Annotated in this window: 18 protein-coding genes; 8 read left to right on the top strand and 10 right to left on the bottom strand. The window is 66.4% G+C overall.

What is annotated here, in order from left to right:
* Positions 1-23: 23 nt before the first annotated feature.
* Together MRY84_RS13150 and MRY84_RS13145 are read left to right on the top strand one after the other, a co-directional pair.
* Positions 24-1,076: an ABC transporter substrate-binding protein gene (locus MRY84_RS13150; RefSeq protein ID WP_291506170.1), complete on the top strand. Its 1,053-nt coding sequence runs from the start codon at positions 24-26 to the stop codon at positions 1,074-1,076.
* Between the two features lie 185 nt (positions 1,077-1,261).
* Positions 1,262-1,414, top strand: a complete 153-nt coding sequence (locus MRY84_RS13145; protein ID WP_291506169.1) for a DUF3096 domain-containing protein — start codon at positions 1,262-1,264, stop codon at positions 1,412-1,414.
* A 41-nt stretch (positions 1,415-1,455) separates the two neighbouring features.
* Here the strand turns inward: MRY84_RS13145 and MRY84_RS13140 are convergent, their stop codons facing one another.
* A complete protein-coding gene (locus MRY84_RS13140; protein WP_291506168.1) occupies positions 1,456-2,976 on the bottom strand; it encodes a transglycosylase SLT domain-containing protein in 1,521 nt (506 codons plus the stop codon).
* A complete protein-coding gene (gloB, locus tag MRY84_RS13135; protein WP_291506167.1) occupies positions 2,973-3,749 on the bottom strand; it encodes a hydroxyacylglutathione hydrolase in 777 nt (258 codons plus the stop codon). Before gloB ends, MRY84_RS13140 begins: the two co-directional genes overlap by 4 nt.
* Between gloB and MRY84_RS13130 the strand changes: the two genes are divergently transcribed.
* The 5 genes from MRY84_RS13130 (at position 3,748) to MRY84_RS13110 (ending at position 10,620) form a co-directional block, all read left to right on the top strand.
* Positions 3,748-4,617: a methyltransferase domain-containing protein gene (locus MRY84_RS13130; protein WP_291506166.1), complete on the top strand. Its 870-nt coding sequence runs from the start codon at positions 3,748-3,750 to the stop codon at positions 4,615-4,617. The two genes, gloB and MRY84_RS13130, sit on opposite strands and share 2 nt — an antisense overlap.
* Positions 4,614-5,063 (top strand): ribonuclease HI, encoded by a 450-nt coding sequence (gene rnhA, locus MRY84_RS13125; protein WP_291506165.1) that lies wholly within the window; start codon positions 4,614-4,616, stop codon positions 5,061-5,063. The genes MRY84_RS13130 and rnhA overlap by 4 nt, the downstream gene beginning before the upstream one ends.
* Positions 5,064-5,293: 230 nt before the next feature.
* Positions 5,294-6,703: an efflux RND transporter periplasmic adaptor subunit gene (locus MRY84_RS13120; protein ID WP_291506164.1), complete on the top strand. Its 1,410-nt coding sequence runs from the start codon at positions 5,294-5,296 to the stop codon at positions 6,701-6,703.
* A gap of 22 nt (positions 6,704-6,725) precedes the next feature.
* Entirely contained in the window at positions 6,726-9,887 is a 3,162-nt protein-coding gene (locus MRY84_RS13115) for an efflux RND transporter permease subunit (RefSeq protein ID WP_291506163.1), read from the top strand.
* Positions 9,888-10,206: 319 nt separating this feature from the next.
* Positions 10,207-10,620, top strand: coding sequence for a hypothetical protein (locus tag MRY84_RS13110; protein ID WP_291506162.1), 414 nt, complete (start codon positions 10,207-10,209; stop codon positions 10,618-10,620).
* 74 nt (positions 10,621-10,694) lie between these two features.
* On the opposite strand, the gene MRY84_RS13105 is transcribed toward MRY84_RS13110, so the two are convergent.
* The 6 genes from MRY84_RS13105 to moaA all read right to left on the bottom strand — a co-directional run bounded on the left by MRY84_RS13105 (position 10,695) and on the right by moaA (position 15,679).
* Positions 10,695-11,027 carry a multidrug efflux SMR transporter gene (locus tag MRY84_RS13105; protein ID WP_291506161.1) on the bottom strand — a complete coding sequence of 111 codons (333 nt, stop codon included), beginning with the start codon at positions 11,025-11,027 and terminating at the stop codon, positions 10,695-10,697.
* A gap of 386 nt (positions 11,028-11,413) precedes the next feature.
* Positions 11,414-11,740, bottom strand: coding sequence for a thioredoxin family protein (locus MRY84_RS13100; protein ID WP_291506160.1), 327 nt, complete (start codon positions 11,738-11,740; stop codon positions 11,414-11,416).
* A gap of 75 nt (positions 11,741-11,815) precedes the next feature.
* A complete protein-coding gene (glp, locus tag MRY84_RS13095; protein WP_291506159.1) occupies positions 11,816-13,171 on the bottom strand; it encodes a gephyrin-like molybdotransferase Glp in 1,356 nt (451 codons plus the stop codon).
* A complete protein-coding gene (locus MRY84_RS13090; RefSeq protein ID WP_291506158.1) occupies positions 13,168-13,734 on the bottom strand; it encodes a GNAT family N-acetyltransferase in 567 nt (188 codons plus the stop codon). Before MRY84_RS13090 ends, glp begins: the two co-directional genes overlap by 4 nt.
* A gap of 15 nt (positions 13,735-13,749) precedes the next feature.
* A complete protein-coding gene (gene mobA / locus MRY84_RS13085; RefSeq protein ID WP_291506157.1) occupies positions 13,750-14,388 on the bottom strand; it encodes a molybdenum cofactor guanylyltransferase MobA in 639 nt (212 codons plus the stop codon).
* A 154-nt stretch (positions 14,389-14,542) separates the two neighbouring features.
* The gene (gene moaA / locus MRY84_RS13080) at positions 14,543-15,679 is read right to left on the bottom strand and encodes a GTP 3',8-cyclase MoaA (RefSeq protein WP_291506156.1); all 1,137 of its coding nucleotides are present in this window, start codon (positions 15,677-15,679) and stop codon (positions 14,543-14,545) included.
* A 185-nt stretch (positions 15,680-15,864) separates the two neighbouring features.
* Here moaA and MRY84_RS13075 point away from each other — a divergent pair, with 185 nt between their 5' ends.
* Positions 15,865-16,707 carry a type IV pili methyl-accepting chemotaxis transducer N-terminal domain-containing protein gene (locus MRY84_RS13075; protein ID WP_291506155.1) on the top strand — a complete coding sequence of 281 codons (843 nt, stop codon included), beginning with the start codon at positions 15,865-15,867 and terminating at the stop codon, positions 16,705-16,707.
* A 30-nt stretch (positions 16,708-16,737) separates the two neighbouring features.
* Here the strand turns inward: MRY84_RS13075 and MRY84_RS13070 are convergent, their stop codons facing one another.
* On the bottom strand, positions 16,738-17,412 hold the full coding sequence (locus MRY84_RS13070; protein ID WP_291506154.1) for a hypothetical protein: 675 nt from the start codon (positions 17,410-17,412) through the stop codon (positions 16,738-16,740).
* A complete protein-coding gene (locus MRY84_RS13065) occupies positions 17,409-18,404 on the bottom strand; it encodes a polymer-forming cytoskeletal protein (RefSeq protein WP_291506153.1) in 996 nt (331 codons plus the stop codon). Before MRY84_RS13065 ends, MRY84_RS13070 begins: the two co-directional genes overlap by 4 nt.
* Positions 18,405-18,487: the final 83 nt, after the last annotated feature.

Raw genomic sequence — 18,487 nt, 5'->3', positions numbered from 1 at the left:
CATTCATTTTCCCCGTCCTTTGCATGACTACCCCTTCACTCAACCGTCGCGCCTTCGGTGCCCTCTCCGTCGCTTCTGCGGCCGGCCTGGCAGTGCCTGCCGTGGCCTGGGCGCAAGCTGACGGGGCGGCGCTGGGCCATGTGACGCTGGCGGTAGGGGGGCAGGGCGTGCTCTACCATCTGCCGCTGGCGCTGGCGGATCAGCTGGGCTATTTCCGGGCCGAAGGGCTGGAGGTCACGATCCGCGACTTTTCCGCCGGTGCGCTGGCATTGCAGGCGGTGCAGGAGGGCGCGGCAGATGTTTGCGCGGGGGCGTTCGAACATACCCTCCGGCAGCAGATGCGGGGGCATGCCTACCGCTCGTTCGTGGTGCAGGGGCGTGCACCGCAACTGGCACTGGGGGTTTCGTTGAGGTCGGTGCCGGGGTACAAAGACCTTGGCGACCTGGGGGGGCGCCGCGTGGGCGTGTCTTCCGTGGGCTCGTCCACCCACATGGCGGCGAGTCTGCTGTTGTCACGAGCGGGCATGGGGCCGCGTGACGTGGCGTTCGTGGGCGTGGGCTCCGGCATCTCCGCCATGAACGCGCTGCGCTCGGGCCAGGTGCACGCGCTGTGCCATGCCGATCCGATCATGACGCTGCTCGAGCAAAAAGCGGACACACGCATTGTGGGCGACATGCGGTCCCTCAAGGCCGCGCAGGAAGTGTTTGGCGGTGCCATGCCGGCCAGCTGCCTGTACGCGCCCCAGGCGTTCCTCCAGAAGCATGCCGCCCAGGCCCAGGCGCTGGCCAACGGCATCGTGCATGCCCTCAAATGGCTGCAGACGGCCGGGCCGGCCGACATCGTCAAGGCGGTGCCTGCCAGCTACCTGATGGGCGACCGCGGCCTCTACCTGGCCGCGTTCAGCCGGGTGCGCGAAACCTATTCCACCAATGGATCCATGCCCGACGACGGCCCGGGCACGGCGCTGCGCACGCTTTCACGCCTGCACCCCGAGCTGGCGGATTTCAAGGTCGACTTGCCGCGCACCTTTACCAACGACCTCGTGCGCAAGGCCCGTCAGAAGTACGGGGTCTGAACGACTGCAGGCGCGGGCGCCTAGAGGCCGCGGAGGGTGGAGCTGTGCTTTGCCTGGCAGTGGAGGGGGCGCGATGGCGCGATCATCCGATACCGAGGCTGACGGATCGGGACAATGGCTTACATTCGGCGGCATGGGGATTGCCGTAGCCTCGGCCTATCACCCTCCCTGACCAAGGACCCCGTATGACCTTCACGCTCAGCATTGGCCCGCTCGTTTCTCTGATCGCGGGCATCCTCATCCTCATCATGCCGCGCCTGCTCAGCACCATCGTGGCGCTGTACCTGATCATCATGGGCATTCTTGGACTGATGGGGATGCATTCCCTCAAGATCTAAGCGACCCTGCCGGTCGCGAAGAAGCGAAAGGGGAACGCCCGTCAGCGGCGCTTGACCTTGGAAGGCGTGCCGCCCCGTCGCGTGGGCGCTGACGCGGACTTCTTGCTGGGGGCCGAGCTGGCCGCTGCCTTCCGCGCTGGTCCAGCCTGCCGTACTGGCAGGTACACAATCACCTGCTGGCCCACCTTGAACGCGGCCGAGGCCCGCACGTCGTTCCAGTCGGCCACGGCAGACGCTGCCAGCTTGTAGCGCCGGGCGATGCTGGCGACTGTCTCGCCCTTGCGGGCGCGCACGGTGGTGCGGCGGGTGACAATCTCGGGCGAAAAGGCGACTTGCCCGTTGTCCGCCAAGTGCGGCGAAACGTCTTGCCGGATGGCCGACGAGCGCGGGATCATGAGCGCCGAGCCCGCCTTGATCAGCATGCGTGGCGGGATGTTGTTGACGCTGCGCAGATCGTTCTCGCTCATCCCGGCGCGCTGGGCGGCTTCGGCCACAGTCATCGTGGCGGGAACGGACCACACCGTCCAGCTGGCGTACTGCCCGTCCCGGCGCGCGTCCAGGTTGCGCTGGAAGACCTTGGCGTTGTCCCAGGGCAGCAGGATCTGGGGCGTGCCGGCGGCAAGGATCACTGGCTTGTTGAACGAAGGGTTCAGCGCCCGGAAGTCGTCTTCACGGATGCCGGCGAGCTGGGCCACCAGGGCCACGTCGATATCGTGGGTGATGTCCACCGTCTGGAAGTAGGGGTGGTTTTCGATGAGCGGCAGTTCGGTGCGGAACGCTTCGGGGTTGGCCACGATGTTTTTCACCGCCTGAAGCTTGGGCACGTACATGCGCGTTTCGGCTGGCATGTTCAGGTCGGTGTAGCTGGTGCCCAGGCCCTGCTTCTGGTTGCGGGCAATGGCGCGGCCCACGCTGCCTTCGCCCCAGTTGTAGGCGGCCAGGGCCAGGTGCCAGTCGCCAAACATGTTGTAGAGCTTTTGCAGGTAGTCGAGCGCGGCGCGGGTGGACGCGAGCACATCGCGGCGATCGTCGCGGAAGGCGTTCTGCTTGAGGTCGAAATAGTTGCCGGTGGCGGGCATGAACTGCCACATTCCGGCCGCCTTGGCGCTCGACACGGCCTGCGGGTTGAACGCGCTCTCGATGTAGGGCAGCAGCGCCAGCTCGGTCGGCATGCCGCGCCGCTCCAGCTCTTCAACGATGTGAAACAGGTACTTGCTGGACCGCTCGGTCATGCGCTGCATGTAGTCGGGGCGGGCGGCATACCACTGCTCGCGGTCCTGCACCAGTTCGTGCTGCAGGTCGGGCATGGCGAAGCCGCGGCGAATGCGGTCCCACAGGTCGGCGGGGGTCGACAGCGAAGCGACCTGGCCGCTGGCAGCCTGCGCTGCGGCGATGGGGCTCAGCGGCCCATTGGGAATGACGGGCGTGTGGGTGGAGCGGGTCGGTGCGTCGGTGGGAGAGGTTTGCGCAGCGCTCGCTGCGCTGCCTTGAGATGGGCCGGTAGTGGCGCAGCCCGTCAGCCAAAGCGCGCAGGCCAGGCCGGCAATGTGCAAGATTTTCATCGAAACTCGTTTTTCCATTGGCGCAGGGCCGCCAGCACGGCCACAGCGTCGTCTTGATTCACCTGCGCGTCATAGGCCTGGGCGGCCTGGGCCACCGCAGGTTGCCGAACGCGCAGGAAGGGGTTGATGGCGCGCTCCAGGTCGAGCCGCGATGGCAGCGTCGGCTGGTTGGCCGCGCGCAGCGCCTCGCATTGCGCGCTGTGGTGGAGCACGGCGGCGTTGCCAGGTTCCACGGCACGCGCAAATTTCAGGTTCGACAGCGTGTACTCATGCGTGCAGCACACGCGGGTGTTGCCGGGCAGGGCCGCCAGTTGGTCCAGCGAGTGCAGCATCTGGGCGGGTGTGCCTTCGAACAGCCGGCCACAACCCGCAGAGAACAGCGTATCGCCGCAGAACAGCAGTGGCTCCCCGTCGATGTCGGGGCAGTAGTAGGCAATGTGGCCCGCGGTGTGGCCCGGCACATCGATGACTTCGAAGCGCAGTCCCATGGTCTGCACCGTGTCCCCGTGTGAAAGGCGTTGCAGCGGGCCGGGAATGTTTTCGCGGGCTGGGCCGTACACCGCGGCGCCGGTCGCATTGCGCAAGGCGTCCACGCCGCCGACATGATCGGCATGGTGGTGCGTGACTAGAATGGCCTGCAACTGCACGCCCGTTTGCTGCAACGCCTGCAGCACGGGCGTGGAATCGCCGGGATCCACAACCATCGCCTGGCGGCCGTCATGCAGCATCCAGATGTAGTTGTCGGTAAAGGCGGGCAGTGGCAGCAGATTCATGAGCGATCAAATTATAGGTTTGCACCATTGGTTCGAGTCGCCCCCGGGCCGGTACCTGCTCGCGTGGGAGCAGGCACGATTTGATGAAGCGGTGGCGGACATCTTCGGGTACCACAGCCTTCAGCTGGGGATGCCACTGCTTGATGGCCTGCGCACCAACCGCATGCCGCACCAGTGGCTGGCTTTGGGGCAGGAGGCCGTGGCGGGCTCGATCGCCTTTCTGGAAACCGGCAATGGCGATGGCGCATTGCAGCGCCGCGCGGTGGACCTGCTCGCCGAGCCGGTGGCGCTGCCCTTTCCCGAGGCGAGTCTGGACTTGCTGGTGCTGCCCCACACCTTGGAGCTGAGCATTGACCCCCATGCAGCCTTGCGCGAAGTCGAGCGCGTGCTGGTGCCCGAAGGCCGGGTGGTGATCAGCGGCCTGAACCCTGCCAGCCTGTGGGGGCTGCGCCAGTGGCGCGCACGCCTGTATCAGCGGCTGGGCAAGGGGACGCTGTACTTCCCTGATGTCGGGGAGTTCATCGGCTACCGGCGTTTGCGCGACTGGCTCCGGCTTCTGAGCTTTGAAGTCGAATCGGCCCGTTTTGGCTGTTATCGTCCAGCGGTGCGCAGCGCGCAGTGGCTGGAGCGTTGCAGCCTCATGGATCCGCTGGGTGAACGGTGGTGGCCGATTTTTGGTGCAGCGTATTTTGTGGTGGCCGTCAAGCGGGTCCACGGAATGCGCTTGCTGGAGCCGGCGTGGCGCACCAGCCGCCAGCCACAGGCCGCCACCGTGCCCATCGCCAACCGGACGGCCCTCGCCGGGCAGCCCGCAACCACGGCGCCCCCGTGGAAACGTACCGAAAACGACAACAGGAACATAGTTTGAACCAGGTAGAGATATATACAGATGGCGCCTGCAAGGGCAACCCCGGACCCGGAGGTTGGGGCGCATGGCTGCGGTCGGGAACGACGGAAAAGGAGCTGTTTGGCGGCGAGTTGGGCACCACCAACAACCGCATGGAACTCATGGCAGTGATCGAAGCGCTTTCGGCTTTGAAGCGGCCGTGCGCGGTCACGCTGTACCTCGACAGCGAGTACGTGCGCAAGGGCATCACCGAGTGGATCCATGGCTGGAAGGCCAAAGGCTGGCGCACGGCCTCCAAGCAGCCCGTCAAGAACGTGGAGCTGTGGCAGCGGCTGGATGCGCTCGTGACCACGGGCGGCCATCGCATCGAATGGCGCTGGGTGAAGGGGCATTCGGGCGATCCGGGCAACGAACGCGCCGATGCGCTGGCCAATCGCGGCGTCGAAAAGGCCATGGGCCGAGGATAGGGCGCGCGCAGGCGGCACGGCGCCTGCTTTCGCGCCCCGTGCGACATCGCAAAGCTCCTGCGGGGGCTTTTTTTGTGCCCTGGGCATGTAAAGCCCGGGTAAATCTGCCGCAATTGCCCCTGGGGTCTTGCCCAGGTTGGCTGCACTGCAAGACACGCACTGATACATTGTTTGACTGCCTTCTCCGTGGCATCCGCTCAACCATCGCTTCTCACCCGCTCATTGCTCCCATGGCGTCCCAGAAAAAGTACATCGTCTTCGCAGTCATCGGCATTGCTGCCGCGTCGGGCGCAGCCTGGTGGTTTCAAAAGCCTGGGCAGCCCCAGCGCAGCGAGGCGCCTGCCGACAGCCGGGGGGGCGCTGCAGCCAAGGGGGGGGCTGGCCGGCCCGTGGCGGTGGAGGCCGTGGCTGTGCGACAGATGGCCTTGCGCGATGATGCAGAGGCCGTGGGCAGCCTGCGGTCGCGCCGGAGCGTGGTGCTTCGCCCTGAGGTGAGCGGGCGCATCACGGCGCTCAACTTTCGCGATGGCGAACGTGTGCGGCGCGGACAGGTGCTGGTGCAGTTTGACGACCAGTTGCCCCGCGCGCAGGTGCAGCAGAGCCAGGCCGAGCTGTCGATTGCCCAAGCCAACCACAAGCGCAATCAGGAGCTGGTGGCCCAGGGCTTCATCAGCCAGCGTTCGGTCGATGAAAGCGCGGCCAACCTGGAAGTGGCGCGGGCCAAGCTGGCGCTCGCGCAGGCCACAGCATCGCGCCTGAAGATCGTGGCTCCGTTTGATGGCATTGCCGGTATTCGTGGCGTGAACGTGGGCGACTACCTCAAGGACGGCGCGGACATCGTGAATATCGAGGACCTGGATGCGGTGTACGTCGACTTCCGACTGCCCGAGCGCCTGCAAGGCAAGGTCCGCACGGGCCAGACCGCTCAGGTGGCGTTCGACGCCTTGCCCGGCGTGCGCTACAGCGCCGTGGTGCAGGCCATCAACCCCCAGATTGACGCTGACGGCCGCGCGGTGGCGGTGCGCGGCTGCATTGACAACCGGCGGCTGCAACTGCGCCCCGGCATGTTTGCGCGCGTGACGGCCGTGTTTTCCGAGCGCGGCGATGCCCGGGTGATCCCCGAGGAGGCCATCGTGCCCGACGGCAGCAGCCCCTATGTGTTCAAGATTGTGGAGGGCAAGGAACCCGGCACCCGCATGGCGCGGCGCACGCCCGTCAAGCTGGGTGCGCGCATCCCCGGGCTGGTGGAGGTGGTGGATGGGCTGGCCACGGGCGACATGGTGGTGACCGCGGGCCAGCAGCGCATCCAGAAGGATGGCGCCGCGGTGCGGGTGGTGGAATTGGGTAAGCCGGGTCATGGCGCTGCGCCGCCGCCCCCGCGCGCAGCCGCCTCGGGGGCAGCCAGCGCAGCGGGTAGCAGCGGCGCCGCCGGGGCCGTGGCTTTGGGCGACGCGCCAGCGCCCACGGGGACTGGCAGCGGCAGTCCCCGGACGGCAGAGCAGCCGATGTCGGCCGTCCCGCCTGCCACGGCGGTTGCCGCAGCCGCGGTGGTGCCGCCCTTGCCCGGCCCCAACCCTTGCCAGCAGCCTGCGGGCTCGACGGGCCAGGCCACGCCAGGCGGGTTGCGCCAGCCTGCCTGATCGATGAAGTTCCAAGATTGCCATGCAACTCGCTGAAATCTCCATCCGTCGGCCGGTTTTTGCGACCGTGCTTTCGTTGCTGGTGCTGCTGATCGGCGCGGTGAGCTTCACGCGCCTTTCGGTGCGCGAATACCCCAAGATCGACGAACCTGTGGTCACCGTGAGCGTGCGCTATGCGGGCGCGTCCGCCGAGGTGATTGAATCCCAGGTCACCAAGCCGCTCGAAGACTCCATCGCTGGCATTGACGCGGTGGATGTGATCACCTCCATCAGCCGCGCCGAGCAAAGCCAGATCAGCGTGCGCTTTCGCCTCGAAAAAGATGCGGACAACGCCGCCGCCGAGGTGCGCGACCGCACCGCGCGGGTGCGCAACCGCCTGCCCGATGCCGTGGACGAGCCGGTGATCGCCAAGGTCGAGGCCGATGCATCGCCCGTGATGTGGCTGGCCTTCAGCAGCGACACGCGCACGCCGCTGGAGATCAACGACCTGGTCAATCGCATCGTCAAGCCGCGTTTGCAGACGGTGACGGGTGTGGCCGATGTGCCCATCTACGGCGAGCGCAAATACGCCATGCGCGTGTGGCTGGATCCGGAACGCATGGCGGCCTACCGCCTGACCACGCAGGACGTGGAAGACGCCATTCGCAAGAACAACCTGGAGCTGCCCGCCGGCCGCATCGAGTCGCAGCAGCGCGAGTTCAGCGTCACTTCCCAGACGGACCTGGCCACGCCCGCGCAGTTCTCCAACGTGGTGATCCGGACGGTGAACGGCTTTCCGGTGCGCATCCGCGACGTGGCGCGGGTGGAAGAGGGGGCGGCCAGCGACCGCAGCCGTGTGCGCCTGAACGGACGCGAGGCCATTTCGGTCGGGGTGATCCGTCAGGCTACTGCCAACCCGCTGGAGCTGTCTCAAGGTGTGCGGGCCATGCTGCCCACCCTGAAGGCCGACCTGCCCCCGGACATCGGCATCGACATTGCCAACGACAACTCGCTGTTCATTGACCGGTCGATCAAAAGCGTATACGCCACCATCGCCGAGGCCGTGGTGCTGGTGGCGCTGGTGATCTTCGTGTTCCTGCGCACCTTCCGCGCGTCCATCATTCCCATCGTCACGATCCCGGTGAGCCTGGTGGGCAGCTTTGCGCTGATGTCGCTGGCGGGGTTTTCGATCAACACGCTCACGCTGCTGGCGCTGGTGCTGGCCATCGGGCTGGTGGTGGACGATGCCATCGTGATGCTGGAGAACATCTACCGGCATATCGAAGAAGGGCTGGACCCGTTCTCCGCCGCCATCAAGGGTGCGCGCGAGATCGGCTTTGCGATCGTGGCCATGACGCTCACGCTGGTGGCGGTTTACGCCCCGCTGGCGTTCACGCCGGGCCGCACCGGGCGCTTGTTCGTGGAGTTTGCGCTGGCGCTGGCGGGTGCTGTGGTGGTGTCTGGCTTTGTGGCGCTGACACTGTCGCCCATGATGTGTTCGCTGCTGCTCAAGCACAACCCGAAGCCCAACTGGTTCGACCGCTCGATGGAGCGCTGGCTGACGGCCCTCTCGGACGCCTACGGCCGCCTGCTGCGGTGGCTGGTGACGGCGCGCTGGCGCAGCCAAGGCAGCGAGCGAGGGGGCGTGCGCGGCGCCATCTTCCAGGCTCGCTGGATCGTGCTGGCCGTGATGGCGGTGAGTGGCGCGGCACTCGTGGTGGTGTACCCCAGCATGCGGCAGGAGCTGTCGCCGCTGGAAGACCGGGGCACCATCCTGGCCAGCGTGACGGCACCCGACGGTGCCACGCTGGACTACACCAACCGCTACGCGCTGGAGCTGGAAAAGATCGGCCAGGACTACCCCGAGTTCGACCGCATCTTCGCCAACATCGGCAATCCCACCGTGGCCCAGGGCAGCGTGATCTACCGCACGGTGGACTGGGAAAAGCGCCACCGCACCACGCTGGAGCTGGCGCGCGAGCTGCAGCCCAAGGTGTCGGGCCTGCCGGGCGTGAACGCGTTTCTCATCACGCCACCGTCGCTGGGCCAGGGCTTCCGCTCGCGCCCGCTCACCTATGTGATCCAGACCTCGGACAGCTACGAGAACCTCAACAGCGTGGTGAACGCCTTCATGGCCGAGATCGCGCAGAACCCCGGCATCGTTGGCCCGGACGTGGACCTGCGGCTGAACAAGCCCGAGCTGCGCATCGAGGTGAACCGCGAGCGCGCCGCCGACCTTGGCGTGAGCGTGGATGTGGTGGCCAAGGCCATCGAGACCATGCTGGGCGGGCGCACGGTGACCCGCTACAAGCGCGATGCCGAGCAGTACGACGTGATCGTGCAGACCGAGGCGCGCGGGCGCACCACGCCCGAGAACATCGACACCATCTACGTGCGGGGCCGCAACGACGCAATGATCCCGCTGTCCAGCCTGGTCAACGTGCGCGAAAGCGTGAGCCCGCGCGAGCTCAACCACTTCGGCCAGCGCCGCTCGGCCACCATCACGGCCAACCTGTCGCCCGACTACTCGCTGGGCGAGGCGCTGAGCTTCATGGACGCCACGGCCGCCAAGGTCCTTAAGCCTGGTTACACCACCGACCTCAACGGCACTTCGCGCGAGTTCAAAAGCTCGCAAGGTGCCCTGGGCATCGTGTTCGTGCTGGCACTGGTATTCATTTTTCTGGTGCTGGCCGCGCAGTTCGAGAGCTTCATCGACCCGCTGGTGATCATGGTGTCGGTGCCGCTGTCGATGATTGGCGCGCTGCTGGCGCTCAAGTGGAGCGGCGGATCGCTGAACGTGTATTCGCAGATCGGCTTGATCACGCTGGTGGGGCTCATCACCAAGCACGGCATCCTGATCGTGGAGTTCACCAACCAGCTGCGCGAGCAGGGCATGGAGATGGTGGATGCGTTGGTGAAAGCGTCTGCGCAGCGCTTGCGTCCCATCCTGATGACCACCGGCGCGATGGTGCTGGGGGCCATCCCGCTGGCGCTGGCTTCAGGCGCCGGCGCCGAGACGCGCACGCAGATCGGTTGGGTCATCGTGGGCGGGATGTCCCTGGGTACGCTGCTCACCATTTTTGTGGTGCCCACCATGTACACCCTGTTTGCACGTAAGGCCGTGCCGGGAGCGAACACGGCGGTGGCGGCGGACCAGCCTGCGCACCCGCTGCATCCGCACGGGCAGGATTACATCGCCAAGTAGTCACGCGAAAACACAACGAAGGGGCTCGAGAGGGCCCTTTCTTGCTTTACCTTCAGACGCAGTTGCGGAACACCACTGAACGTTGGTTTTATGGACGGCGCTGAACGGCCGGTGAGGAGCACAGCCCCGATCTGGATTCCCTGAAAAGCAGAGGCGAACGTATGCAGTAGCTAGACTTCTGCAATCGGCCAGAAGCTGACATTCAGGAAAGGCAAGAGAACGTATGAGGACCATTCACTGGCCCAAGCTAATCGCATTGGTTGGAGGGCTGACCCTAGCGGTCTCGGCGCACGCACAGGTCGAGTTTCGACTCGCATTCATGATTGAGCAGTGGATGACCGTTCCCGCTGCCTTCCCCAACGATGCGTCTTATAAGTTCATCTCGACTGAGCCATTGGTCGGCCCTGCTGACTTTCGGAAGGCACGAGCTTTTCTCGATGGAAAAATGGCTGTGGTCGAGATTCAGCTAAGCGAACGAGCGGCACAACGAATAAGTGAGCTGGGCGCAGCGAATATGAAGAATCAACAGCAAGGCTCATTTGAAAAACACATCGGGCTTGGTGTGGTCATCGACGGTAGCGTGAAGCAAGTCATTCAGGGGGTGTTTGAGCCACTTCAGAAAAATACATTGTGGTGGCGCCCATCTGACGACCGCGTTCCAGCAGCGACCCAGTTAAAAGAAGCGCGGAAGATTGCAGAAAAGCTGAACTCAGGATCAAAAAACCCTCAATGAACATGTCCGCTACGGGCCCTTTGAAGTCTTTCGCAGAAGCATGAGTCAGTCATTGAAAACGAGTGTTCCGCGACTTATCGAGCACTCAAGTTCACAGCAATGACGCCCACAACAATGCAGCTGAGACCGGCCAGTCGAAGGAAGCTCGCCGATTCACCAAACCAGAGCATTCCCAGCAACGCGGTCAAAGCGGTTCCGCTTCCCGCCCATACGGCATAGGTAAGTCCTACTTCCATATGCCGCACGGCGATGGCCATGAGCCAGATAGCGGCTGAATAGCAAAGCCCAGTAAGGATGGAAGGGAAAAAACGTGTAAAGCCGTCCGCGTAGCGGAGTGCAATTGTTCCACCGACTTCAGCGAGCACACTGGCCGCCAGGACAAGCCAAGCAAAGGTTGAGTCACGCATAGAGCACCTCTCAAGCCAGGCGCCTATACCGAGCGCGGCCGGAGGTTCTAAGAGCGGTACCCCCAAAAGACCATTGAAGCGTATCAGAGGCGCGCTAGAACAGCCGAAGGCTCAGTCGAGTTGCGCCCCGCTCGTTGGCGATTTTGTGAGCGGCTGCCTTGGCCGATGGGTCATCGTTTCAGCGTTGGCGCCGTGGCTTGGTTAAAGCTCAGTTCCTGCCATCAGCAGAATCTAAAGCCCGGTGGCACGAGATGTACCGTGGCACGCGCAACGAGATTTCCATGTCGCATGCATTGCATTTCCGCACCACGGATGGCAATTTCCCCGAAGAGTTAACGTCGTTTCGCACCAGCCCGCTGGCTTCGCTCGGCGAGGGAATAAACGACTCAGGCTGCAAGGGCCCGCACAGCGTCCAGTACTTCCTGCCCACCCTGGGGCCGCACCAGGCGTGCCACTTCCTTACCATCTTTCAAGAACACCAGCGTCGGCCAGAGCTTGACGCGAAAGCTGCGGCCCAGTGGCTGGCCGGGCCCGTCCTCGACCTTGATGTGCGCGACGTCGGGCCGGTCTTTCAGCGCGGCTTCGATCAGAGGTTGGGCCCGCAGGCAGTGGGGGCACCACGGGGTGCCAAACTCGACCACCGTGGCGCCGCTCAGGCGGTCCACGTCGTCGCGGGAAGGGGGCTGGGCAAGGTGCTGTGCGGCGTAGGGCATGGTGTTTCGGGAGAGTGGAGCTTCAGGTTAGCGCGGGTTGGGCAGGCGGCGGCCGGGCGGGGGCTTGAGGCCGCGTCAGATCACGCCGTCAAACACCATCACGTCCACCGCATCGCCCACCGCCACGTTGCCCTGCCCGTGGTGCAGCACGATGAGCCCGTTGGCCTGCACCATGGAGCTGAGCACGCCCGAGCCCTGGTTGCCCGTGGTGCGCACCTGCAGCGTGCCGTCGGGCGCGGTGGTGACCAGGCCGCGCTGGTATTCGGTGCGCCCAGGCTTCTTGCGCATGGCTTCGGTGCTGGTGGCGCGCAGCAGCGGTGGTGCAGTGTGGGTGCAGCCCATCATGCGCAGCAGGGCGGGGCGCACAAAGGCCAGGAAGGTCACCATGACCGCCACCGGGTTGCCGGGCAGGCCGAACAGCACGGCGCCTCCCGGGTTGTGTTTGCTATTGTTTTGATAGCTTTCGGCGCTTGTTGGATAAGCGCTGGGCACTGATTTTGCTTGGGATGGCGCGCCACCAATGCGCCCCACGGCCATGGGCCGGCCCGGGCGCATGGCGATGCGCCAGAAGGCCACGTCGCCGAGCTGCTTCATCATGGTCCGCGTGTGGTCAGCCTCGCCCACGCTCACGCCGCCGCTGGTGATGATGGCGTCGGCCCGCCGGGCGGCGGTGCGGAAGGCGGCTTCGAGCTGCGCGGGGTCGTCGGGCACCACGCCCAGGTCCACCACCTCCACGCCCAGGCGGGTGAGCAGGCCAAACACCGTGTAGCGGTTGCTGTCATACACCGCGCCTTCTCGGGGCGGCTCGCCCAGGCTCAGGATCTCGTCGCCGGTGGAGAAGTACGCCACCCGCAGGCGCCGGTAAACCGTTACGGTGGGCAGGCCCAGGCTGGCAACCAGGCCCAGGGCGGCGGGCGTCAGCAGCGCACCTTGCGCCAGCGCCACGCCGCCTGCCATCAGGTCCTCGCCCTTGAAGCGGCGGTTGTCGCCGGTCTTGAGCACATCGGCGGCGATGGTGATGCATCCCTCGCCAGCGGCCGTGGTGAACTCCTGCGGCACCACCGTATCGAGGCCTGTGGGCATGATCGCGCCGGTCATGATCTTCACGCATTCCCCCGGTCCCACGTCGCCCGCCCAGGCCTTGCCCGCCAGGGCGGTGCCGACCACGCGCAGCGTGAGGGGCTGGCCCGCCACCAGTTGGGCGCCTGCAAAGGCATAGCCGTCCATGGCCGAGTTGTCGTGCGGCGGCACGCTGATGGGCGAGACCACCTCGCGGGCCAGCACGCGGCCCAGGGCGTTGAAGAGGGGCAGCTCTTCGGTGGCGGAAACGGGCTCGACCAGCCGTTCCAGGAACGCATTGACATCGGCGGCGCTGAGAGCCTGCGGGTCGTAGCCTTGCAGCTCTGCGGCAATCTGGGCAATGGTTTTCATGAAGTTCTGTCGTTGGAAGCAGGGGTCAGCACGCGCGCCATGTGCAGCTTGTCCAGGCCCACGCCGTTCACCACGATGGCGTTGGGCAGCAGGCCCCAGGCGCGGAATCCTGCCTGCTCGTACAGGCGCACGACATGCGTGTTAGAAGCCGTCACGCTCAGCATCAGCTGTGCCAGTCCGGGCACGCGGCGGGCGGCTTCCACACAGGCGGCGACCAGCTGTTGGCCGATGCCCTGGCGCTGGGCGTGTGGCGCGACCATCATGCCCACCAGCGTCGCGAGGTGCCGTTGCTTGGTGCGCTGCTCGCGCTCGCAGCCCAGGCAGCCCACCAGCTGGCCTGCGGCATCGAACGCCCCCAGGAAGAACTGGCCCGATTCCACGGTGCCGAAGCGGGCAACGTACTCGCTGGCATCGCGGTCTACCGAGGATTCGTAGTCGGAGGTGAAGGCATCGGGTGCGGTGCGCAACGCTTCGTCGCGCAGGGCTTTGTAGGCACCGGCGTCCGATGCAACCAACGGGCGGATCAGCACAGCACTGGCGACCGCGGGCGGGAGCGCGCTCATCGCAGCGGTCTGTGATCAGGGCTGCGGGGCGCTCGCACTTTCCAGTGCGTGCAGCTCGGCCAGCGTGTTCGCATTGAAGAATGCCTGCGGGTTGTCGCCCGGCTGGTCAAACGGCACGATGGCGCAGCGGTGCTGGGCCGTCCACGCATCGATCTTGCGGCCGCCGGCCTGCGTGAAGGCGACGAGGCTTTCGAGCAGGCCCACGCGCAGCAGGCAGAACACGGGCTGGGTGCGCACGGTGGTGTGGCCCGTGCCATCGTCCTCGGGCGCGGCAGCCATGGCGATGTCGGCGCCCTGGGCTTCTGCCGCGGCGGCCAGGCGCGCGGCGAGGTCCAAAGGAAAGAGCGGGGTATCGCACGGCACCGTCAGCAGCCAGGCCGTCTCGCAACGCTCCAGCCCGGTGAGGAAGCCCGCCAGCGGGCCCGCATAGTCGGCCAGCACATCGGGCCACACCGGCGCACCAAACGCCTCGTAGGCCGCCAGGTTGCGGTTGGCGTTGACCATCACGTTGCCGGTCTGCAGTTGCAGTCGCATCAGGGTGTGCAACGCCAGCGGCAGGCCGCGAAAGTTCTGCAGGCCCTTGTCGACGCCGCCCATGCGGGAGCCGCGGCCACCGGCGAGGACCAGGCCGGTGATGTCTTGGGTGTCAATCATGTCTTGGAAGGGTGATGGTCCATGATGCGAGCGCGGCCCAGACCAGGGTAGCCAAGCAAGGGCCGCCCCGCAGCGAGGGCTGTGTCCCCCTTCCCGCGCGCAGCGCGAGAGAAGGGGGAAGCGACGAAGTCGCTCAGGGGGGTGTACCGAATCTTCATCCGCCGATATAGCTCATTTCCACTCGGCGGGTGCCTTGGGATGTATCCGCAGGCAGGCTGCCGCGCAGCTCCGAGTACCGGTCGCTGCGTTGCTGCCAGATGGGCGCGATGGCCGAGGCAATGGCTTCATCGCTGGCGCCGCCGCGCAAAAGGGTGCGCAAGTCGTAGCCTTCGGACGCAAACAGGCACAGGTAGAGCTTGCCTTCGGTGGACAGGCGCGCGCGGTTGCAGTCGTGGCAAAAGGCCTGGGTCACGCTGCTGATCACGCCCACCTCGCCCAGGGCGGGGTCGTATTGGCCCTGGGCATTGGCGTAGCCCCAGCGCTCGGCGGTTTCGCCAGGGCTGCTGGGGTCGAGCTGCACCAGCGGCAGCTCGGCGCGCAGGCGCTCGATGAGCTCGGCGGAAGGCAGCACCTCGTCCATGCGCCAGCCGTTGGTGGCGCCCACGTCCATGTATTCGATGAAACGCAGCGTGGTGCCCGTGCCGCGAAAGTGGCGCGCCATGGGCAAGATTTCGTGCTCGTTGGTGCCGCGCTTGACAACCATGTTGACCTTGATGTGCGACAGGCCCGCCGCGTGCGCGGCCTCGATGCCCGCCAGCACGTCAGCCACCGGAAAGTCCACATCGTTCATGCGGCGGAACACCTCGTCATCCAGACCGTCCAGGCTCACGGTCACGCGGTTGAGGCCTGCGTCCTTCAGCGCCCGCGCCTTGCGCGCCAGCAGCGATCCGTTGGTGGTCAGCGTGAGATCGGGCGCCACGCCGTCCACGGTGCGCAGCTCGGCCAGCTGCGCCACGAGCTCTTCGAGGTTCTTGCGCAGCAGGGGCTCGCCGCCGGTCAGGCGGATCTTGCGCACGCCATGGGCCAGGAAGAGCTTTGCCAGCCGCGTGATCTCTTCAAAGCTCAGCAGGGCGCCGTGGGGCAGGTAGGGGTAGTCCTTGTCGAACACTTCCTTGGGCATGCAGTAGTTGCAGCGGAAGTTGCAGCGGTCTGTCACGCTGATACGCAGGTCGCGCAGCGGGCGGCCACGGGTGTCGGTGAGCAGGCCGGTGGGCGGCACGGCTCGTGCGGGCACCTTCGCTGCCAGAGCAGCGAGGCGTTGGTCCACCAGGGGGATCACTCGTTCGGCCATGCTGCGATTTTGCCGCAAGGGGCTTGCGCACGGGGTGATGCCCCTGCGCCGTGAGTTGATCGCGGTCAAGTTTTGCTCGGGCCTGTTCACAAGCCCTGGTCCGCGCAGCAGCCTGTTTTTGACATGGCGCAGTGCCCCGGATCTGCTGCGTTGCAACAATGGAACGGCCAATTTCAGGAGTTTTCATGTTGACGCGCGAATTTTCAGCCGATGCCATGCCGTGCCAGCGCCGTGTGGCTGTCCAGTGGGTTGCCGCAGGCATCCTGCTGCCCACCTGGGCCAATGGGGCGCAGGCACAGATGGGGTTGTCGGGCGCCATCAACTACGCGGGCTGGTTCCGGGCGCTGTCGCAGCGCATGGCCAAGGCCTATTGCCAGCAGTACCTGCAGGTGCTGCCTGCAGCGGCGCTGGATGTGATGGGGCTGGCCCGCAAGATGGTGCAGTCGGGCAGCGGCGAACTGGCCAAGGGCATGCAGTCGGGCCAATGGCCTGCAGAGGTGGGGCGGCAACTGGCAGAAGTGCAAAAACAGTTCGCCTTGCTCAATCAGATGACTACCGCGCCCGCGACCACCACGGCCCTGGTGGTCGCGGCGTCCGAGCAGTCCGATCGCACGCTGCTGATTGCCCAGGCCGTCACGGAAGCCATCGAAAAAATGGCCCAGGCGCCCAGTGCGCGGCTGGTGAACCTGGCGGGCCGCCAGCGCATGCTCTCGCAGCGCCTGGCCAAGAACTATTTCCTGAACGCTGCCAAGGTCGACTTCAAGGTCGTGCAGGCGCAGCTGTCGTCCGATGCGGCCGATTTCCGGCAGGCGCTGCAGGCCTTGAAGGCGGCCCCGGTGTCCACCCCTGCCATCCGCAACGAACTGGAGCTGGCCGACTCGCAATGGCTGTTCTTCGAATCCGCGCTGCGCCGCCCCGCTGACGATGCGGGGCTCAGCGCGGTCGCCACCACCAGCGAGCGGCTGCTGTCGGTGATGGACAAGCTCACCGGCCAGTACGAGGTGGCACTGCGGGAAGTGCTGGGGTAAGGCCGCGTCGCCAGGAAACGGGTCAGCCGGTCAGCGGTCGTCGTCGGCAAGGTGCAGGAAGTCCCCCGGACGGCAGTTGCGCCCCAGCAGCACCAGCCGGGTGTCCAGTGCGCTGAAGAAGCCCGCTGGCGGCGGCAGCGGTAGGCGCTGCAGGCGTTTGTTGGTATCGATGCGCACGGCTGCCAATCCATAGTGGCGTGCCAGGGCCATCCACAGGCCATGGGCGCCGGCCGATTGGCGTGCGCCAGTGATCAGGCTCCTGCCAGAGTCCAGCCACCAACGGTAGATGGCCGACGCGATGCCCATGCGCCGGTAGCCGTCCACCACCTTGGTGTGCGGCGCGCGCAGGTGGCGGTCGGTGCGGCGGTCCACCTCGACCAGCCGGTTGAAAACGGTGTAGGCCACGATGCGGTTGTTCAGCGGCTCGATGGCATACACGAAATATTCGCCATCTGCCTCGCGCACGCGAAACAACAGCCCGTGCAGCTGCAAGGGCAGTGCGCGCATGGCATCGCGGGTGCGGTGGTTGGTACGGATGCGGTCATACAGCGCGTCGAACTCCCGCTGGATATCGCGGCCCGACAGATCCACGTCGATGCGCAGTTCGGTCAGCGCGGCTGCCAGGCGGTGAAACCACCCTGCGCCCGTCAGCGCGGCCGAGGGCGGCGAGACAAGGTGGCGCGCGGGGTGCAGGGCCGGCGTCATGGCGCTTCTTCCTCAGGGCCGGTCCAGCAGCCACTCAGCAGCCGTGCGGGCTGTTCGGTGGCGCGCACCCGGGCACTCGTTGGCCAGTCGGGCAGCGGTACCGCCAATCCCGCGTAGACGCCATAGGTTTCCCCTGCCGCAATGGGTCCACCAGCCCACAGGCTTTCGCCGGCGCGGATGGCACCAGCGGCGCGAATGTGACCCTCGGCGCGCACGCCCCAGCCTATCTGCAGGTGGCCGCCGCAGTCCACATCGCCTGCCACCTGCAGCCCACGCGCGGCCTGCACGGCGGCACCGCCGTGCAGATGGCCGCCCACCTTGATGCCGCCGGCGCAGTCCAGCTCACCCGCGACTTGCAGGTTTTGCCTCACGGCGCAGTGGCCCGCGATGTGGGCCGCGGCGGCGCAGGTGAGCTCGCCTCCCACCCGCAGGCTTGCGGCGCACTGCATGCGCTGCGCCGCCGCCAGGGACCCGCCGATGCGCGCGTCGCCATGCAAACGGACGCTGCCATTGCAGCGCGCGGCGCCGGACACCCGCAAGTCCTCGCCCACCGTCAGGGCGCCGCCCACGCGCAGGCTGCCCCGCACGCTCAGGCTGCGGCCCGTGCGCAGCACGCCATCCACATCGGCGCTGCCTGCGCACCGCACGCTGCCGGCAAACACCAGCGCATCGGCCTCCAGGTGCTCCAGCTCCAGCACGTCGTTGGTGGGGCCGAACTGGTCGAGCATCCAGCAGGCGTCGTCCACGCGGCCCTCGCGCACCAGGTCGTCCAGCAGCGCCTGGTAGTTGCTGGCGCCTTCCTGGCGGCGCAGGTACCAGCGGTAGCCGTCGGCGCAGGGCCGCTTGGCGCGGATGAACTGTCGGGTGATGTCGGCGGAGGTGGCCGCGACAGCCGCGTGGGTGACGGCCGTGCCGGTGGCCTCATGGTCGGGAAGACGGTGCGCGCAGGTGCACCGGGCGAGCGAAATCTCGCCCGAGGGAAACGGGGGCATGGACACTCCTCAGGGCAGCGCCGGGCCGTGGCCCGGGCGCAGCAAGGCGCTGGGGCTGGGCCCGGCGACAGGAGGTGCGCGAA

The sequence above is a fragment of the Acidovorax sp. genome, from assembly GCF_022763525.1.
Taxonomy (GTDB): Bacteria; Pseudomonadota; Gammaproteobacteria; order Burkholderiales; family Burkholderiaceae_C; genus Acidovorax.
The sequence above is the reverse complement of the archived record's forward strand: the minus strand, read 5'-3'. Positions and strand labels throughout refer to the sequence as shown.

Coding starts and splice junctions, on each gene's coding strand:
- MRY84_RS13090 (WP_291506158.1), bottom strand. CDS start 13,734: ATGAGCGCGCTCCCGCCCGCGGTCGCCAGTGCTGTGCTGATCCGCCCG.
- MRY84_RS13145 (WP_291506169.1), top strand. CDS start 1,262: ATGACCTTCACGCTCAGCATTGGCCCGCTCGTTTCTCTGATCGCGGGC.
- MRY84_RS13065 (WP_291506153.1), bottom strand. CDS start 18,404: ATGCCCCCGTTTCCCTCGGGCGAGATTTCGCTCGCCCGGTGCACCTGC.
- MRY84_RS13105 (WP_291506161.1), bottom strand. CDS start 11,027: ATGCGTGACTCAACCTTTGCTTGGCTTGTCCTGGCGGCCAGTGTGCTC.
- gloB (WP_291506167.1), bottom strand. CDS start 3,749: ATGAATCTGCTGCCACTGCCCGCCTTTACCGACAACTACATCTGGATG.
- MRY84_RS13100 (WP_291506160.1), bottom strand. CDS start 11,740: ATGCCCTACGCCGCACAGCACCTTGCCCAGCCCCCTTCCCGCGACGAC.
- MRY84_RS13075 (WP_291506155.1), top strand. CDS start 15,865: ATGTTGACGCGCGAATTTTCAGCCGATGCCATGCCGTGCCAGCGCCGT.
- MRY84_RS13140 (WP_291506168.1), bottom strand. CDS start 2,976: ATGAAAATCTTGCACATTGCCGGCCTGGCCTGCGCGCTTTGGCTGACG.
- glp (WP_291506159.1), bottom strand. CDS start 13,171: ATGAAAACCATTGCCCAGATTGCCGCAGAGCTGCAAGGCTACGACCCG.
- MRY84_RS13070 (WP_291506154.1), bottom strand. CDS start 17,412: ATGACGCCGGCCCTGCACCCCGCGCGCCACCTTGTCTCGCCGCCCTCG.
- MRY84_RS13115 (WP_291506163.1), top strand. CDS start 6,726: ATGCAACTCGCTGAAATCTCCATCCGTCGGCCGGTTTTTGCGACCGTG.
- mobA (WP_291506157.1), bottom strand. CDS start 14,388: ATGATTGACACCCAAGACATCACCGGCCTGGTCCTCGCCGGTGGCCGC.
- MRY84_RS13120 (WP_291506164.1), top strand. CDS start 5,294: ATGGCGTCCCAGAAAAAGTACATCGTCTTCGCAGTCATCGGCATTGCT.
- MRY84_RS13150 (WP_291506170.1), top strand. CDS start 24: ATGACTACCCCTTCACTCAACCGTCGCGCCTTCGGTGCCCTCTCCGTC.
- moaA (WP_291506156.1), bottom strand. CDS start 15,679: ATGGCCGAACGAGTGATCCCCCTGGTGGACCAACGCCTCGCTGCTCTG.
- MRY84_RS13130 (WP_291506166.1), top strand. CDS start 3,748: ATGAGCGATCAAATTATAGGTTTGCACCATTGGTTCGAGTCGCCCCCG.
- MRY84_RS13110 (WP_291506162.1), top strand. CDS start 10,207: ATGATTGAGCAGTGGATGACCGTTCCCGCTGCCTTCCCCAACGATGCG.